The sequence below is a fragment of the Enterobacter sp. RHBSTW-01064 genome, assembly GCF_014103035.1.
Classification (GTDB): Bacteria; Pseudomonadota; Gammaproteobacteria; order Enterobacterales; family Enterobacteriaceae; genus Enterobacter; species Enterobacter mori.
The window spans coordinates 73,061-89,522 of record NZ_JABXOU010000003.1 but is presented as its reverse complement, the minus strand read 5'-3'; the positions used below and the strand labels follow the sequence as shown (position 1 = coordinate 89,522).

The window sequence follows — 16,462 nt, the reverse complement described above, 5'->3', positions numbered from 1 at the left end:
GAAAGCGCCTCGCAAAACGGTTTTGTGAGGCGTGACTCCCCATAAGGAGCAATTTATTCTTCAACCCTTACATTTTTAAGGGAATAGAAAATGCTCGTTTATTACGCTACACTTCGCCAATTCATGCGCATTCCGATGGGGGTTCTCATGCGCACTATTTCTGGCATTAAAAAATCAGTCAATGTGTCGTTAGCACCAGACATTCTTGAAGAGGCGCGACGGCTTAAACTTAATCTTTCCGCTGTACTCACGGCTGCTCTGCAGGAACAGTTTCGTGCGCATCAGCGCGCAGAGTGGTTAGCAGAAAATAAAGCGTCTATCGAGGCCATCAACCAGTGGGTTGATGAAAACGGCTCCTTTAGTGACTTTCAGAGGTCTTTCTGATGGAGCAATATTTTGCTTATGAGAACGAAGGTAATGGGAGAAAAACTTATCCCTGGCTAATCAATATGCAGCATCCCGTGGCTAATGTGATGAAGCATGTCCTGGTCGCCCCCGCAGTTGAGCTTAGCCACCTGGGAGGCATTCAGCCGCCTGCGAAAGTGTGCCCTGTCGTTGAGATAGCGGGTAAGCCCTGCGTGGTCATGATGTACATGATGGCTGGCATATCGCCAAAAGAGTTAGGCGAGCGTGTTGCCGATCTTACGCAAAACCGGGCTTCACTGCGGGATGCACTCGATTTTTTGATCAACGGTTACTAACACTTTTTTGTCAGCCTCAAGGTAAGGTATATTTCGCCCTTCACAGGAGAAACTATGCTGCCAACTCAATCAACCCGATTAAACAAATACATTAGCGAGAGCGGGATCTGCTCACGTCGCGAGGCTGACCGTTACATTGAACAAGGTAACGTGTTTCTTAACGGCAAGCGCGCCACCATCGGCGACCAGGTGGTGCCTGGCGATGTGGTTAAAGTGAATGGTCAGGTCATCGAACCGCGTGATGCCGAAGACCTGGTGTTTATCGCGTTGAACAAACCGGTTGGGATTGTCAGTACCACGGAAGATGGCGAGCGGGACAACATTGTTGATTTCGTGAACCACAGCAGCCGCATTTTCCCGATTGGCCGTCTGGATAAAGACTCTCAGGGGCTGATTTTCCTTACCAACCATGGTGACCTGGTCAACAAAATTCTGCGTGCCGGTAACGACCACGAGAAAGAGTACATTGTCACGGTGAACAAGCCGGTGACGGACGAATTTATTCGTGGCATGGGCGCGGGCGTGCCGATCCTCGGTACCGTCACGAAAAAGTGTAAGGTCAAGAAAGAAGCACCGTTCGCGTTCCGCATTACGCTGGTACAGGGCTTAAACCGTCAGATCCGCCGCATGTGCGAGCACTTCGGCTACGAGGTGACGAAGCTGGAACGCACGCGCATTATGAACGTCAGCCTGTCGGGCATTCCGCTCGGTGAGTGGCGTGATTTAACCGGAGACGAGCTGATTGAGCTGTTCAAGCTTATCGAGAACTCATCCTCCGAAGCGAAGCCGAAAGCTAAAGCGAAACCGAAAACGCAGGCCATTAAGCGCCCGGTGGTGAAGGCGCCGCAGGCGGAAGAGAAAGGTCGAGGCAAACCGGCCAACGGAAAACGCTTTGCCCAGCCTGGCCGCAAAAAGAAAGGGCGCTAATTAGCGCCGTCCACGGGTAGAGGTATTGGCCGACCAGGAAAAGGTCGTCTCGGTATCCGGCTTATAAGCCTGCTGCTTTTTCAGTTTGCGGGCTTTTTTCGCCTCGGCGTCACGTTGCGCCATCAGTTTATCGATGTACTCTTTCTTAACCTGATTGGTTTCGGCGTTCGTCAGCGTGCGGCCATGGGCGATGCGGGCGCGGTCGAGAAGCGTTTTCAGTTCGCGCTGCTCGGCTTCCGTCATGTCTTTCTGGGTCAATCGTGGTGTAGCCATTGCTGAAGCCTCCTGAGAGAGAGGCTTCAGTGTAAAGCAAGCGTGGCAAATTAACCCTGTTTCACCGCATCTTTTTTCGCTTGTTCATCAATCGGTTTGCCGGACCAGTAGCCCGCCAGCAGCGAGCCGGAGAGGTTGTGCCAGACGGAGAACAGCGCACCCGGGAGGGCCGCCAGCGGCGAGAAGTAGATTTTACCGAGCGCCGCCGCCAGGCCGGAGTTCTGCATGCCCACTTCGATTGCCAGCGTACGGCAGGTCGATTCGTCAAAGCCAAACAGCTTCCCGCCCCAGTAGCCGCCCAGCAGGCCGATAGTGTTATGCAGCACCACCGCGACGATCACCACAAAGCCTACGGAAGCAATGTGTGAGGCGGAGCCCGCCACCACGGCGCTGATGATGGCCAGAATACAGACCATCGAAAACGCAGGCAGATACGGCTCAACCGCTTTCACCACGCGTGGGAAAAGATGGTGAATCACCAGGCCCAGCGCAATCGGGATCACCACGATTTGCAGAATGCTTAGCAGCATGCCCATCACATCCACCTGAATATGCGCATCAACGTACAGGCGGGTTAACAGCGGTGTAGCAATTACGCCAACCAGCGTTGAGACGGAAGAGATCGTGACGGAGAGCGCCACATCGCCTTTTGCCAGGTAGATCATCACGTTGGATGCCGTGCCGCTGGCGACGCTGCCCACCAGCACCATCCCGGCAGAGAGATCGGGCGGCATCTTAAAGGCCATCGCCAGCAGCCACGCCGCAAGCGGCATCACCAGGTAGTGCAGGAAGATCCCCGCTGCGACGGGCGCAGGGCGAGACAGTACGCGTTTGAAGTCGTCGATTTTTAGATGCACGCCCATACCGAACATGATCAGCATCAGCAGCGTGGTAACCCACGGCCCAATGCCGGTGAAGGTGGCCGGGGTGTAATACGCGAGTACAGAGAGCAGCAGCGCCCATAGCGGGAACAGCCGGGTGATGGCGGATAACATAGGTATTCCTTGCGATTGTGTTGTGTTGTTTAGTTATGAAAAAGCCGGGTCTGTGCCCGGCTTATAGGTATTGTTTATCGTGCTAACGAATTTTATTCAAACAAATTCTGATGAAGTTTCTGCACCACCTGCTCGGCCTGATCGGCAGGCACCAGGAAGCAGAGGTTATAGCTGGATGCGCCGTAGCAAATCATGCGGATGCTGAACGGGTCGAGCACGCCGAACACTTCTTTGCCCACGCCGCAGGCGCGCGACAGCTTGTTGCCAATGATGGCAACAAGCGCCAGGTCTTCTTCTACTTCCACGCGGCACAGCTCGGACAGCTCAATCAGCAGCGACTGGGTCAGCAGGGTATCACCCTTGGACGTTGAGCCGGTCGTATCCAGCGTCAGCGCAATGCTCACTTCTGACGTGGTGATCAGATCGACGGAGATGTTGTGGCGCGCCAGGATGCCAAATACTTCTGCCAGGAAGCCGCGGGAGTGCAGCATGTTATGGCTGTGCAGTGTGACCAGCGTCTGCTTGCGACGCAGGGCCAGCGCGCGGAACAGCGGCGGGCTTTCGGTTCTCTTACACACCATCGTGCCGCCTGCTTTCGGCTCTTTACTGGAGCCGACGAAGACCGGAATATCGCTGCGCACGGCAGGCAGCAGGGTTGCCGGATGCAGCACCTTCGCGCCAAAGGTGGCCATCTCCGCCGCTTCTTCAAACGCAATCACGTCAATACGTTTTGCCGTAGAGACTACGCGAGGGTCAGTGGTGTAAATGCCCGGCACGTCCGTCCAGATATCCACGCGCGTGGCATGCAGCGCTTCGCCCAGCAGGGCTGCGGTGTAATCACTGCCGCCTCGGCCAAGCGTCGTGGTGCGGCCTTTGGCTTCGCTGCCGATAAAGCCCTGGGTGATCACAATACTCTCTTCCAGGCGTGGTGCCAGCTGCTGGCTGGTCAACTCGGCCAGCGCCTCAACGTCCGGTTCGGCACGGCCAAAACGGTCGCTGGTGCGCATCACTTTACGCACGTCAAACCACTGCGCCTGAATATTACGCTCGCGCATAATCTCAACAAACAGCAGGGTAGACATCAGCTCGCCGTGGCTGACCAGTTCATCCGTCAGGGCCGAGGAGTTTGCCAGAGACGCCGCTTCTGCCAGGGTGGTGATATTTTCCAGCAGGCGTTCGATTTCCTCGCGGATCACATTCGGATTCTGAAGACACTCAAGGATGTCGAATTGAATTTTGCGCAGCGCGTCCAGCTTCACGAAACGTTCTGTCGCTTCAAGTCCTTCAGACAGAGAAACCAGCAGGTTCGTCACGCCAGCGGATGCAGAAAGCACCACCAGGCGGGTATTCGGATCGGCCAGCACCACATCGGCGCTGCGGTTCATGGCAGCGTAATCTGCCACACTGGTGCCGCCAAACTTGGCGACCACAAAACTCGTCATAACAACCTCGTGTCAGGGAATGAATAAGCGACCATGGCACAAGAATGAAATGAAAACAGGTGCAGGCGCAAAATACGGCCCTATAAATAAAATGCGGGGGAGGTCCTGTCAATGCTGGGATTATGCGGATTTTTCATGGGGGGGTACCCCTGAGAAACAGGACTTATAACAGGGCCATATTTTATGCTCCGTTTTACCCTGTTTTGGGCGACATTTCGCCGCCGCAGGAGGCCACTTCAGCAGCTATACTTTTCGGGTCTTTTCACCTGCGTTTGATGCAGGCCAGGGCAATGGCATAAAAACCATCACAATTTTTATTTGCAGGCGCTACAATCGACCGCAGTCACAATTCTCAAATCAGAAGAGTATTGCTAATGAAAAACATCAACCCAACGCAGACCGCTGCCTGGCAGGCACTCCAGAAACATTTTGATGAAATGAAAGACGTTACCATCGCGGATCTGTTCGCGAAAGATGCCGATCGTTTCTCTAAGTTCTCCGCGACCTTCGACGACCTTATGCTGGTGGATTTCTCCAAAAACCGCATTACCGAAGAGACGCTGGCAAAACTGCAGGATCTGGCGAAAGAGACTGAGCTGGCCGACGCCATCAAATCCATGTTCTCCGGTGAGAAGATCAACCGCACCGAAGACCGCGCCGTGCTGCACGTGGCCCTGCGTAACCGTAGCAATACGCCAATCATCGTTGACGGCAAAGACGTCATGCCGGAAGTGAACGCGGTGCTGGAAAAGATGAAAGCCTTCTCTGAAGCGATCATCTCCGGTAGCTGGAAAGGCTACACCGGCAAGGCTATCACCGACGTGGTGAACATCGGTATCGGCGGTTCTGACCTCGGCCCATTCATGGTGACCGAAGCGCTGCGTCCGTACAAAAACCACCTCAACATGCATTTCGTGTCTAACGTTGATGGTACCCATATCGCCGAAGTGCTGAAGAAAGTGAACCCGGAAACCACCCTGTTCCTGGTCGCGTCCAAAACCTTCACCACCCAGGAAACCATGACCAACGCCCACAGCGCGCGCGACTGGTTCCTGAAAACGGCTGGCGACAACAAACACGTGGCGAAACACTTCGCGGCGCTGTCTACCAACGGTAAAGCGGTGGGCGAGTTCGGTATTGATACCGCGAACATGTTCGAGTTCTGGGACTGGGTTGGCGGCCGCTACTCTCTGTGGTCTGCAATCGGTCTGTCCATCATCCTGTCCGTGGGCTTCGACAACTTCGTTGAGCTGCTCTCCGGCGCGCACGCGATGGATAAACACTTCTCCACCACCGCGCCTGAGAAAAACCTGCCGGTGCTGCTGGCGCTGATCGGTATCTGGTACAACAACTTCTTCGGCGCTGAAACCGAAGCGATCCTGCCGTACGACCAGTACATGCACCGCTTTGCGGCCTACTTCCAGCAGGGCAACATGGAATCCAACGGTAAATACGTTGACCGTAACGGCAATGCGGTGGATTACCAGACTGGCCCAATCATCTGGGGCGAGCCAGGCACCAACGGCCAGCATGCGTTCTACCAGCTGATTCACCAGGGTACCAAAATGGTACCGTGCGACTTCATCGCGCCGGCTATCACGCACAACGCATTGTCTGACCACCATCCGAAGCTGCTGTCCAACTTCTTCGCGCAGACTGAGGCGCTGGCGTTCGGTAAATCTCGCGAGGTGGTTGAGCAGGAATACCGTGACCAGGGTAAAGATCCGGCAACCCTGGACCACGTTGTGCCGTTCAAGGTATTCGAAGGCAACCGTCCAACCAACTCCATCCTGCTGCGCGAAATCACCCCGTTCAGCCTGGGCGCGCTGATTGCCCTGTACGAGCACAAGATCTTCACTCAGGGCGCTATCCTGAACATCTTCACCTTTGACCAGTGGGGCGTTGAGCTGGGCAAACAGCTGGCAAACCGCATTCTGCCAGAGCTGGGTGACGAAAAAGCAATCGACAGCCACGACAGCTCTACAAACGGCCTGATTAACCGTTATAAAGCATGGCGTGCGTAATAAATATGTCATGAAAAATGCCGGCGATATGCCGGCATTTTTTTATCGGATAATTCCTGATGTCTGTTAGTTAACTCAAATTATGGTTCTGAGTTTTATCTGAAAAAGCCCGTTAACCCGTTAATCACTGCGGTTTATTTTAGGAAAATCCGGATAATTAAATTATTAGTGATTAATTATATCTTATTGATTTTTAATCAAAATATATTTTAGTTATTCGTCTTATGTTTCGTTTTTATCCATTAGTCTGAAAACTCCCTCCCTATTTATCCGTACGGCAATCCCGCTGCTTTAGTTGTGTATACTCGAATCCGCCTGAATTTCTTTTCGGGCAAATCTCCATTCATTCATTGAAGGGAAATTGTTATGAAAAAAGTACTGTATGGCATTTTTGCCATATCTGCGCTTGCGGCGACATCTGTTTATGCAGCTCCGGTTCAGGTCGGGGAAGCTGCAGGGTCGGCTGCGACGTCTGCGTCTGCGGGAAGTTCTACCGCAGCCAGCGCCAGCACCGTAAGTTCAGCCGTGGGTGTCGCGCTGGCGGCAACCGGTGGCGGTGATGGCTCCAATACCGGAACCACGACCACCACGACGACCAGCACCCAGTAATAGCGGGTGTTTTAATCATAACCACACTTCGGTGTGGTTATTTCGCCCCTTCGGAGAAGAGTCGTGAAGCGACCTGCAATCATTATGATTTGCCTGCTGTTGCAGGCGTGCTCAGCCACTACCAAAGGGCTGGGAAATTCCCTGTGGGACAGCCTGTTCGGTACGCCGGGCGTGCATCTGACCGATGACGAACTGCAGAACATGCCGTATGCCAGCCAGTACATGCAGCTAAACGATGGCCCGCAACTGTTTGTGGTGCTCGCTTTCGATGAAAACGGGCAGCAGAAATGGGTGACGCAGGATCAGGCCACCATCGTGACGCAGCATGGTCGTATCGTGAAAACGCTGCTTGGTGGCGACAATCTGCTTGAGGTAAACAACCTCGCCGACGATCCGCTGATCAAACCTAACCAGATTACCGACGGCGCAAGCTGGACGCGCACAATGGGTTGGACCGAACACCGGCAGGTGCGCTACGCCACGGCGCGTTCTACCTTCCGCTGGGACGGCACCGACAGTGTCAACGTCGGTAGCGACGAAACGCAGACTCGCGTGCTGGATGAAGAGGTCACAACCGACCAGGCGACCTGGCATAACCGTTACTGGATAGATGAAGAAGGGCAAATTCGCCAGTCCTTGCAGTATCTCGGTGCCGGTTTCTTCCCGGTGAAAACAACCCTGATCAAGGCGGCGAAATCATGAAAACGCTCATCCACGTTGCGCTTCTCGCCAGTCTTGCCACGCCGCTGGCATGGTCTGCGGGAACAGTGAAAGTCTATACGCCGGACAACGCGCAACCCAAAACCTTAACTAACGCAGAGCATCTGCTCGATCTCGTTGGACAGCCAAGGCTGGCTAACAGCTGGTGGCCGGGGGCGGTTATCAGCGAGCGTCAGGCAACGGTAGTGGCGGAACAACAACACCATGCCCTGCTGGCTCGCCTGACGGGTTTAGCGGAGCAGGAAGACGGCGACGATGCCGCCGCTATCAACAACGTTCGCCAGCAGCTCCAGGCGCTGAAGGTAACAGGCCGCCAGAAGGTGAATCTTGATCCAGATGAAGTGCGCGTCGCGGAAAAGGGTAACCCCACGCTTGAAGGGGAGTACACGCTCTGGCTGCCAGTGAAGCCGACGACGGTGACCGTGATGGGGCTAATCAGCAGCCCGGGCAAAAAGCCCTTTACCCCCGGTCGCGATGTGGCGAGCTATCTCGATGAACAAAGCCTGCTGAGCGGCGCGGATAACAGCTACGCCTGGATTGTTTACCCCGACGGGCATACGCAAAAAGCACCCGTAGCATACTGGAATAAGCGACATCTCGAACCCATGCCCGGCAGCGTGATTTTTGTCGGCTTTGCCGACCATTTCTGGACGAAGGCGTATGACGGGCTTAATGCCGATATCCTTCATTCCCTGACGCAGCGGATACCGGATTAATGAAAAGAACCTATCTCTACAGCATGCTGGCGCTGTGCGTAAGCGCTGCCTGCCATGCGGAAACGTATCCGGCGCCCATTGGGCCGTCGCAATCAGACTTCGGCGGTGTCGGTTTACTGCAAACCCCTACCGCGCGTATGGCGCGCGAGGGGGAGATCAGCCTCAACTACCGCGACAACGACCAGTATCGCTACTACTCCGCCTCCGTACAGTTGTTCCCGTGGCTCGAAACCACGCTGCGCTATACAGACGTGCGAACGAAACAATACAGCAGCGTCGACGCGTTCTCCGGCGATCAGACCTATAAGGACAAGGCCTTCGACGTCAAGCTGCGACTCTGGGAAGAGAGCTACTGGATGCCGCAGGTTTCCGTAGGCGCGAAAGATATCGGCGGGACCGGCCTGTTTGATGCGGAATACGTCGTGGCCAGCAAAGCCTGGGGGCCGTTTGACTTCTCACTAGGGCTTGGCTGGGGCTATCTGGGTACCAGCGGTAACGTCAAAAACCCGTTCTGTACCTACAGCGATAAATACTGCTACCGCGATAACAGCTACCAGAAAGCGGGCTCCATCAACGGGGATCAGATGTTTCATGGTCCAGCCTCGCTGTTTGGCGGCGTGGAGTATCAAACGCCCTGGCAGCCATTACGCCTGAAGCTGGAGTATGAAGGGAATGATTACTCGCAGGACTTCGCCGGGAAAATTGAGCAGAAGAGCAAGTTTAACGTCGGCGCCATTTACCGCGTCACCGATTGGGCCGACGTTAACCTCAGCTACGAGCGTGGCAATACTCTGATGTTTGGCTTCACGCTGCGCACCAACTTTAACGATATGCGTCCGCACTATAACGACAATGCGCGGCCTGCGTATCAGCCTGAGCCGCAGGATGCGATCCTCCAGCACTCCGTGGTCGCCAATCAGCTGACGTTACTGAAATACAACGCCGGTCTGGCCGATCCGAAAATTCAGACCAAGGGCGACACGCTGTACGTCACCGGCGAGCAGGTGAAATACCGCGACTCGCGCGAAGGGATCGAGCGCGCCAACCGGATCGTGATGAACGATCTGCCGGAGGGGATCCGCACGATCCGCGTGACGGAAAACCGCCTCAACATGCCGCAGGTGACGACCGAAACGGACGTCGCCAGCCTCAAGCGCCATCTGGAAGGTGAACCGCTCGGGCATGAAACCGAGCTGGTGCAAAAACGCATCGAGCCCGTGGTGCCAGACACCACCGAGCAGGGCTGGTATATCGATAAATCCCGCTTTGATTTCCATATCGACCCGGTGCTGAACCAGTCCGTCGGCGGGCCTGAAAACTTCTATATGTACCAGCTGGGCGTGATGGCGACGGCGGATCTGTGGGTCACCGACCACCTGCTGACCACCGGCAGCCTGTTTGGCAACGTCGCTAACAACTACGACAAGTTTAACTACACCAACCCACCAAACGACTCCAAGCTGCCGCGCGTGCGTACCCGCGTGCGTGAGTATGTGCAGAACAACGCTTACGTGAACAACCTGCAGGCCAACTACTTCCAGTACTTCGGCAACGGCTTCTACGGCCAGGTGTACGGCGGGTATCTGGAAACCATGTTCGGCGGTGCGGGGGCGGAAGTGCTTTATCGTCCGGTTGACAGCAACTGGGCGTTCGGGGTTGATGCCAACTACGTCAAGCAGCGTGACTGGCGCAGCGCGCAGGACATGATGAAGTTCACCGACTACAGCGTCAAAACGGGTCACCTGACCGCCTACTGGACGCCGTCGTTCGCGCAGGACGTGCTGGTGAAAGCCAGCGTCGGCCAGTATCTGGCGGGCGATAAGGGCGGTACGCTGGATATCTCCAAACACTTCGACAGCGGCGTCGTGGTGGGCGGCTATGCCACCATCACCAACGTCTCGCCGGACGAATACGGGGAAGGGGACTTCACCAAAGGGGTCTATGTGTCGATTCCGCTGGATCTCTTCTCGTCAGGCCCAACCCGCAGCCGTGCGGCGATTGGCTGGACGCCGCTGACACGCGACGGCGGCCAGCAGCTTGGACGTAAGTTCCAGCTGTATGACATGACCAGCGATAAGAACGTTAACTTCCGCTAATGCTTCACGCCGGGCGGCACTACGTTTGCCCGGCCTACGGTTTTTGTAGGCCCGGTAAGCGCAGCGCCACCGGGCGAATGCGCCAAACATAAACAAAAAATATAGATCCCCGTCACATTTTTGCGTTATACAGGAACCTCGCCCTGGAGAATGAGGTGCTGTATGACATCCCTGACTCGTCCGCGCGTTGAGTTTATCTCAACGATCCTCCAGACCGTGCTGAACCTCGGTCTGCTGAGCCTTGGCCTGATACTGGTCGTCTTTCTCGGCAAAGAGACGGTGCATCTGGCGGATGTACTGTTCGCCCCTGAACAAACCAGCAAATATGCGCTGGTGGAAGGACTGGTGGTCTACTTTCTCTACTTCGAATTTATCGCCCTGATTGTGAAATACTTTCAGTCCGGCTTTCACTTCCCGCTACGTTATTTTGTCTACATTGGGATCACTGCGATAGTGCGGCTGATCATCGTCGATCATAAATCCCCGCTCGACGTGCTGATCTACTCGGCGGCGATCCTGCTGCTGGTGATCACCCTCTGGCTGTGCAACTCGAAGCGGCTGAAACGCGAATAAAAAAATGGCGGCCCGGAGGCCGCCTAACAACAGTCACAAGTTGGGTCAATACAATACGTCTAAAGTTGAGGGTTGCAGTGGCATAACAAATGAAACTTAACCTTTCACACCGCCCGCCGTCAGGCCATTCACCAGCCAGCGCTGGGCCAGCAGGAACACCACGGTAATCGGGATGGCAGAAAGTACGGCCGCCGCGGCAAAGTCGCCCCACAGGTAGTTTTGCGGGTTGAGGTATTGCTGCATACCGACGGCCAGGGTGTAGCTGTTCACATCACGCAGTAACAGTGAGGCAACCGGTACTTCGGTGATCGCAGCGATAAACGACAGAATAAACACCACCGCCAGAATCGGCACCGACAGCGGCAACAGCACCAGACGGAACGCCTGCCACGGGGTTGCGCCATCCAGCGCGGCCGCTTCTTCCAGCGAGCCGTCGATGGTTTCGAAATAGCCTTTGATGGTCCACACATGCAGTGCGATACCGCCAAGGTAGGCGAAGATCACGCCGCCGTGGGTGTTCAGACCGATAAACGGCACGTACTGGCCCAGACGGTCAAACAAGGCATATAACGCCACCAGCGACAGTACGGCTGGGAACATCTGGAAAATCAGCATCCCTTTCAGCAGCGTCGCTTTGCCCGGGAAGCGCATGCGGGCGAAGGCGTAAGCGCAGGTCGTGGAGAGCGTCACGATGCCGATCGCGGTGATGGTCGCAACCTTCACCGAGTTCCACAGCCAGAGCAGCACCGGGAACGGCGGCGGCGTGACGCGGCCATCCGCGTGTTCAACGCTGAAGCCCAGTGCGAGCTTCCAGTGTTCCCAGGAGATTTCATCCGGGATCAGGCTCCCGGTCGCGAAGTTACCCGAACGCAGGGAGATGGCGATAACCATCAGCAGCGGGAACATGATCGCCGCGATGAAAATCAGCAGGCCTAAGTGCGTCGCGAGGAGGCGCAGCTTCTGTGATTTGGGTTGGACCATAGACATAATCAGTGCCCTCCTTAGTCGAATTTCATACGTGTGGCTTTCAGGTTCACAATCGCCAGTGCGCCTACCAGCAGGAAGATCAGGGTGGCAATCGCTGCCGCCAGGCCGAAGTCCTGACCGCCGCCGCCTTCGAAGGCGATGCGGTAGGTGTAGCTCACGAGCAGGTCGGTATAGCCTGCTGGCGTAGTCGTACCGAGACGGTCCGGACCACCGTTGGTCAACAGCTGAATCAGCACGAAGTTGTTAAAGTTAAAGGCGAAGCTGGCAATCATCAGCGGCGTCAGCGGCTTAATGAGCAGCGGCAGCGTAATCTTGAAGAAGTTCTGGAACGGGCCCGCGCCGTCCATCGCCGAGGCTTCGTACAGATCGTCCGGGATAGCCTTCAGCAGCCCCATGCACAGGATCATCATGTACGGATAACCGAGCCAGGTGTTCACGATGATAATCATCGAGCGGGCGGTGGTTGGGTCGCTGAACCAGGCCGGTTTGATACCGAACAGCGCGCTCAGCATCATGTTGATTTCACCGAAGCTCTGGTTAAACAGCCCTTTGAAAATCAGAATTGAGATAAACGACGGTACGGCGTACGGCAGAATCAACAGCACGCGGTAAATCGCTTTGCCCTTCAGGGACTCCCACTGGACGAGACAGGCCAGTATCATGCCGACGGCGACGGTCAGGATCACGGTCAGGACCGAGAAAACGACCGTCCAGACGAAGATGGCGAAGAACGGTTTCTGGATGCCTTCGTCGGTAAACACGCGGGTAAAGTTGTCCCAGCCGATGGTGACGGTATAGCCCGGGCTGAGCTTGTCATCACCCCATTTGCCGTCGGCAGTAATGGACTGATAGAAACCAATGTCGTTATTCGGACGATATTTCACGCCGCTCTGGTTGTTGGTCAGGGTGCCGTCATCCGCAAGTGTATACAGCGGCTGCGTGCCGGAGAACTGGCGCAGCGAGCTCATGGTCACTTTGCTTTCGTCTGGCAGCACGGCGGTGATCTGGGTCAGCGCCTGACGGTTTTGCGTAATCACGCGCAGATTGGCACGTTCACCTTCCGGCAGGGCCGCAGCCTCTTTTAAGGCCAGCTTTTGCTCGCCACCAAATTTGAAGGCGTCGGAGATATAGTTTTTGCCGCTCTCTCCGTCAGTAAGTGCTAACTTCCACTCGTCACCCGCAGGATACAGGCCGAAGTTGAAGGTTTTACCCGCCTGATAAGAGCGATCCAGAAGCACCTGCGTTGCGCGTTCTTGCGCGAGCTGGTTAGTGCTGCTGTAGTTGGTGAACGCAATGGCGATGGTACAGATCAGCGGGAAGAGAACAAACAGCCCCATTCCGGCCACGCCAGGGTAGACATAGCGCCAGGCGTAGGCTTTACGGTTGGCGAAAATATACAGGCCAGCAGAGCTTAAAATCAGCGTCATGATGGCAAACAGATATTCCCCTTGTACGTACATTAAAACAACAAGGTAACCCACCAGCAGACACAGCAGACCTATCACTGACCACTTCAGCGCGTCGCTTTGCCACCAGTGTTTCTTTTTAATGACATCCATGGGGTTCTTCCTCTACAACGGTGGAAACTTATCGTCAGGTGGCGCTGCGCTTACCTGACCTACGGATCGTGCCGTAGTCGTAGGGCGGGTAAGCGCACGCGCCACCCGCCGTTTTTCAGACTTACTTAGTAATACGACCCTGAGCATCTTTCAGCGCGGCATCAACGGTCTGGCGACCGCTTGCAGCGTTGATCACTGCAGTACGGGTGGCGTACCAGAACGCGGCCATCTGTGGGATGTTCGGCATGATTTCGCCTTTCTGGGCGTTATCCATGGTGGCCGCGATGCGTGGATCTTTCGCCAGCTGATCCTGGAAGGATTTCAGCGCAACGGCACCGAGCGGTTTGTCCTTGTTCACTTCATCCAGACCCTGATCGGTCAGCAGGTAGTTTTCCAGGAACTCTTTCGCCAGCTCTTTGTTCGGGCTGGCGGCGTTGATGCCTGCGCTCAGCACGCCGACGAACGGTTTAGACGGCTTGCCGTTGAAGGTTGGCAGCAGCGTCACGCCGTAGTTGATTTTGCTCTTGTCGATGTTGGTCCAGGCCCACGGACCGTTGATGGTCATCGCGGTTTCGCCTTTGTTGAACGCCGCTTCCGCGATGGAGTAGTCGGTATCCGCGTTCATGTGTTTGTTCTTGATGAGGTCAACCAGGAAGGTCAGACCCGCTTTCGCGCCTGCGTTGTCCACGCCCACGTCTTTCACGTCATATTTGCCGTTTTCAAACTTGAACGCATAACCACCGTCGGCAGCAATCAACGGCCAGGTGAAGTACGGCTCTTGCAGGTTGAACATCAGGGCGGATTTACCTTTCGCCTTCAGCTCTTTATCCAGGGCAGGGATCTCTTCCCAGGTCTTCGGCGGGTTTGGAACCAGGTCTTTGTTGTAAATCAGAGACAGCGCTTCAACCGCGATTGGGTAAGCGATCAGCTTGCCGTTATAGCGAACGGCGTCCCAGGTGAACGGGAACAGCTTGTCCTGGAAGGCTTTATCTGGGGTCACTTCAGCCAGCAGACCAGACTGTGCGTAACCACCGAAACGGTCATGCGCCCAGAAGATGATGTCCGGGCCATCGCCGGTCGCCGCAACCTGCGGGAATTTCTCTTCCAGTTTGTCCGGGTGTTCGATGGTGACTTTGATGCCCGTATCTTTTTCGAATTTCTTACCCACTTCGGCCAGGCCGTTATAGCCTTTATCGCCGTTAATCCAGATAACCAGCTTACCTTCTTCAATTTTGGCGAGAGCCGGTGCGGAAATCATCATTGCTGCCAGGGCGGACAATGCGAAAACGCGTGCGCCAGTCTTGATCTTCATATCTGCCATCCTTTTTTGGTGATGTGCTCGTGGATACACTGAGGTGGTTCAACGTGACTCAGTCTCCTTATTTGACATCCTCTTTCCATCCTCCCAGCCCCTACGCCCCACCCCCCATTTGTGTGATCCCGGTTGCATAAATTTAAGTTATGAGTGCTGGCGCACATAAAAACCCACCGAATTTTGCAGGTGGCTTCACGAATTTTGCCTCAGCCCCCCAGCCGCGGTCGCAGAGCCTGCTCTCTCATCCTCCCGCCTCCTCCCCCATAAAAAAGGCAGGGGGTGGAGGATTCGGGAAAGTAATGGATACCCCATAGTGAACTTATCTTGAATGTTTCTGTCGGTGACAGGTTGTAACGAAGGGAGAAGGGCATGGCGAGCGTACAGCTGCGTAATGTAACGAAAGCCTGGGGCGACGTAGTGGTGTCTAAAGACATCAATCTGGACATCACTGAAGGCGAGTTCGTGGTGTTTGTTGGCCCATCCGGCTGTGGTAAATCTACTCTGCTGCGTATGATTGCCGGTCTTGAAACCATCACCAGCGGCGATCTGCTGATCGGTGATACCCGCATGAACGACATCCCGCCTGCTGAACGTGGCGTCGGCATGGTGTTCCAGTCTTATGCACTTTATCCCCACCTTTCCGTTGCGGAAAACATGTCCTTTGGCCTGAAGCTGGCTGGCGCGAAAAAAGAGGTCATTAACCAGCGCGTGACGCAGGTAGCGGAAGTGCTGCAGCTGGCTCATCTGCTGGAGCGTAAGCCGAAAGCGCTTTCCGGCGGTCAGCGTCAGCGTGTGGCAATCGGCCGTACGCTGGTGGCAGAGCCGCGCGTGTTCCTGCTCGATGAACCACTCTCAAACCTGGATGCCGCCCTGCGCGTCCAGATGCGTATCGAAATCTCCCGTCTGCACAAGCGTCTTGGCCGCACGATGATTTACGTCACCCACGATCAGGTCGAAGCGATGACCCTGGCGGACAAAATCGTGGTGCTGGATGCTGGCCGCGTGGCGCAGGTGGGTAAACCGCTGGAGCTGTACCACTACCCGGCAGACCGCTTTGTTGCGGGCTTCATTGGCTCGCCAAAGATGAATTTCCTGCCCGTCAAAGTGACCGCGACAGCCATTGAACAGGTACAGGTGGAGCTGCCAAACCGTCAGCAGGTCTGGCTGCCGGTCGACAGCGCCAACGTACAGGTCGGGGCAAACATGTCCCTGGGTATCCGCCCTGAGCATTTACTGCCGAGCCACATCGCCGATGTGACGCTGGAAGGTGACGTTCAGGTCGTCGAACAGCTTGGTCACGAAACACAGATTCATATCCAGATCCCCGCCATCCGTCAGAACCTGGTCTACCGCCAGAATGACGTGGTGTTGGTAGAAGAGGGTGCCAAATTCGCTATCGGCTTGCCGCCAGAGCGTTGTCATCTGTTCCGTGAGGATGGCACTGCATGTCGTCGGTTGCATAAAGAGCCAGGCGTTTAAGCATTCCCAAAAGAAGACACGAAACCGACAGGTGAAGTGTTCAAAG

16 protein-coding genes are annotated in these 16,462 nt (G+C 55.4%); 10 read left to right on the top strand and 6 right to left on the bottom strand.

The features are described from left to right. The first annotated feature begins 90 nt into the window (after positions 1–90). The 3 genes from HV355_RS10635 to rluF are packed head-to-tail and all read left to right on the top strand — an operon-like array spanning position 91 to position 1,628. Positions 91–384 carry a type II toxin-antitoxin system CcdA family antitoxin gene (locus HV355_RS10635; RefSeq protein ID WP_182401850.1) on the top strand — a complete coding sequence of 98 codons (294 nt, stop codon included), beginning with the start codon at positions 91–93 and terminating at the stop codon, positions 382–384. After that, entirely contained in the window at positions 384–701 is a 318-nt protein-coding gene (locus HV355_RS10630) for a CcdB family protein (protein ID WP_182401848.1), read from the top strand. Before HV355_RS10635 ends, HV355_RS10630 begins: the two co-directional genes overlap by 1 nt. Positions 702–755: 54 nt before the next feature. Further along, positions 756–1,628 carry a 23S rRNA pseudouridine(2604) synthase RluF gene (gene rluF / locus HV355_RS10625; RefSeq protein WP_042715618.1) on the top strand — a complete coding sequence of 291 codons (873 nt, stop codon included), beginning with the start codon at positions 756–758 and terminating at the stop codon, positions 1,626–1,628. On the opposite strand, the gene HV355_RS10620 is transcribed toward rluF, so the two are convergent. From HV355_RS10620 to lysC, 3 genes are all read right to left on the bottom strand, one after another. After that, entirely contained in the window at positions 1,629–1,901 is a 273-nt protein-coding gene (locus tag HV355_RS10620) for a DUF3811 domain-containing protein (RefSeq protein ID WP_014830263.1), read from the bottom strand. It lies immediately after the preceding gene. Positions 1,902–1,951: 50 nt separating this feature from the next. Continuing rightward, positions 1,952–2,896 carry a ketopantoate/pantoate/pantothenate transporter PanS gene (gene panS, locus HV355_RS10615; RefSeq protein WP_182401845.1) on the bottom strand — a complete coding sequence of 315 codons (945 nt, stop codon included), beginning with the start codon at positions 2,894–2,896 and terminating at the stop codon, positions 1,952–1,954. Between the two features lie 92 nt (positions 2,897–2,988). After that, positions 2,989–4,338: a lysine-sensitive aspartokinase 3 gene (gene lysC, locus HV355_RS10610; RefSeq protein WP_108418104.1), complete on the bottom strand. Its 1,350-nt coding sequence runs from the start codon at positions 4,336–4,338 to the stop codon at positions 2,989–2,991. A gap of 374 nt (positions 4,339–4,712) precedes the next feature. On the opposite strand from lysC, the gene pgi reads away from it, so the two are divergent. The 6 genes from pgi to psiE all read left to right on the top strand — a co-directional run bounded on the left by pgi (position 4,713) and on the right by psiE (position 11,076). After that, the gene (gene pgi / locus HV355_RS10605) at positions 4,713–6,362 is read left to right on the top strand and encodes a glucose-6-phosphate isomerase (protein WP_182401844.1); all 1,650 of its coding nucleotides are present in this window, start codon (positions 4,713–4,715) and stop codon (positions 6,360–6,362) included. Between the two features lie 366 nt (positions 6,363–6,728). Further along, complete coding sequence (gene yjbE, locus HV355_RS10600) at positions 6,729–6,971, top strand: exopolysaccharide production protein YjbE (protein WP_008503423.1); 243 nt, start codon at positions 6,729–6,731, stop codon at positions 6,969–6,971. A gap of 63 nt (positions 6,972–7,034) precedes the next feature. Next, a complete protein-coding gene (locus tag HV355_RS10595; protein WP_089598600.1) occupies positions 7,035–7,673 on the top strand; it encodes a YjbF family lipoprotein in 639 nt (212 codons plus the stop codon). Continuing rightward, complete coding sequence (locus HV355_RS10590) at positions 7,670–8,407, top strand: capsule biosynthesis GfcC D2 domain-containing protein (RefSeq protein WP_182401842.1); 738 nt, start codon at positions 7,670–7,672, stop codon at positions 8,405–8,407. Before HV355_RS10595 ends, HV355_RS10590 begins: the two co-directional genes overlap by 4 nt. Beyond that, positions 8,407–10,503: a YjbH domain-containing protein gene (locus tag HV355_RS10585; RefSeq protein WP_148401248.1), complete on the top strand. Its 2,097-nt coding sequence runs from the start codon at positions 8,407–8,409 to the stop codon at positions 10,501–10,503. The genes HV355_RS10590 and HV355_RS10585 overlap by 1 nt, the downstream gene beginning before the upstream one ends. Before the next feature lie 162 nt (positions 10,504–10,665). After that, a complete protein-coding gene (psiE, locus tag HV355_RS10580; RefSeq protein WP_000202963.1) occupies positions 10,666–11,076 on the top strand; it encodes a phosphate-starvation-inducible protein PsiE in 411 nt (136 codons plus the stop codon). Positions 11,077–11,172: 96 nt separating this feature from the next. Here the strand turns inward: psiE and malG are convergent, their stop codons facing one another. From malG to malE, 3 genes are all read right to left on the bottom strand, one after another. Then, on the bottom strand, positions 11,173–12,063 hold the full coding sequence (gene malG / locus HV355_RS10575) for a maltose ABC transporter permease MalG (RefSeq protein ID WP_042716434.1): 891 nt from the start codon (positions 12,061–12,063) through the stop codon (positions 11,173–11,175). Positions 12,064–12,077: 14 nt separating this feature from the next. Then, positions 12,078–13,622, bottom strand: coding sequence for a maltose ABC transporter permease MalF (gene malF, locus HV355_RS10570; RefSeq protein WP_108418099.1), 1,545 nt, complete (start codon positions 13,620–13,622; stop codon positions 12,078–12,080). Positions 13,623–13,743: 121 nt separating this feature from the next. Next, positions 13,744–14,934, bottom strand: a complete 1,191-nt coding sequence (gene malE / locus HV355_RS10565) for a maltose/maltodextrin ABC transporter substrate-binding protein MalE (protein ID WP_089598604.1) — start codon at positions 14,932–14,934, stop codon at positions 13,744–13,746. Between the two features lie 372 nt (positions 14,935–15,306). Between malE and malK the strand changes: the two genes are divergently transcribed. Continuing rightward, positions 15,307–16,416, top strand: coding sequence for a maltose/maltodextrin ABC transporter ATP-binding protein MalK (gene malK / locus HV355_RS10560; protein ID WP_108418098.1), 1,110 nt, complete (start codon positions 15,307–15,309; stop codon positions 16,414–16,416). Positions 16,417–16,462: the final 46 nt, after the last annotated feature.

Coding starts and splice junctions, on each gene's coding strand:
- pgi (WP_182401844.1), top strand. CDS start 4,713: ATGAAAAACATCAACCCAACGCAGACCGCTGCCTGGCAGGCACTCCAG.
- psiE (WP_000202963.1), top strand. CDS start 10,666: ATGACATCCCTGACTCGTCCGCGCGTTGAGTTTATCTCAACGATCCTC.
- HV355_RS10585 (WP_148401248.1), top strand. CDS start 8,407: ATGAAAAGAACCTATCTCTACAGCATGCTGGCGCTGTGCGTAAGCGCT.
- yjbE (WP_008503423.1), top strand. CDS start 6,729: ATGAAAAAAGTACTGTATGGCATTTTTGCCATATCTGCGCTTGCGGCG.
- HV355_RS10630 (WP_182401848.1), top strand. CDS start 384: ATGGAGCAATATTTTGCTTATGAGAACGAAGGTAATGGGAGAAAAACT.
- HV355_RS10635 (WP_182401850.1), top strand. CDS start 91: ATGCTCGTTTATTACGCTACACTTCGCCAATTCATGCGCATTCCGATG.
- rluF (WP_042715618.1), top strand. CDS start 756: ATGCTGCCAACTCAATCAACCCGATTAAACAAATACATTAGCGAGAGC.
- lysC (WP_108418104.1), bottom strand. CDS start 4,338: ATGACGAGTTTTGTGGTCGCCAAGTTTGGCGGCACCAGTGTGGCAGAT.
- malG (WP_042716434.1), bottom strand. CDS start 12,063: ATGTCTATGGTCCAACCCAAATCACAGAAGCTGCGCCTCCTCGCGACG.
- malF (WP_108418099.1), bottom strand. CDS start 13,622: ATGGATGTCATTAAAAAGAAACACTGGTGGCAAAGCGACGCGCTGAAG.
- HV355_RS10590 (WP_182401842.1), top strand. CDS start 7,670: ATGAAAACGCTCATCCACGTTGCGCTTCTCGCCAGTCTTGCCACGCCG.
- HV355_RS10620 (WP_014830263.1), bottom strand. CDS start 1,901: ATGGCTACACCACGATTGACCCAGAAAGACATGACGGAAGCCGAGCAG.
- panS (WP_182401845.1), bottom strand. CDS start 2,896: ATGTTATCCGCCATCACCCGGCTGTTCCCGCTATGGGCGCTGCTGCTC.
- malE (WP_089598604.1), bottom strand. CDS start 14,934: ATGAAGATCAAGACTGGCGCACGCGTTTTCGCATTGTCCGCCCTGGCA.
- malK (WP_108418098.1), top strand. CDS start 15,307: ATGGCGAGCGTACAGCTGCGTAATGTAACGAAAGCCTGGGGCGACGTA.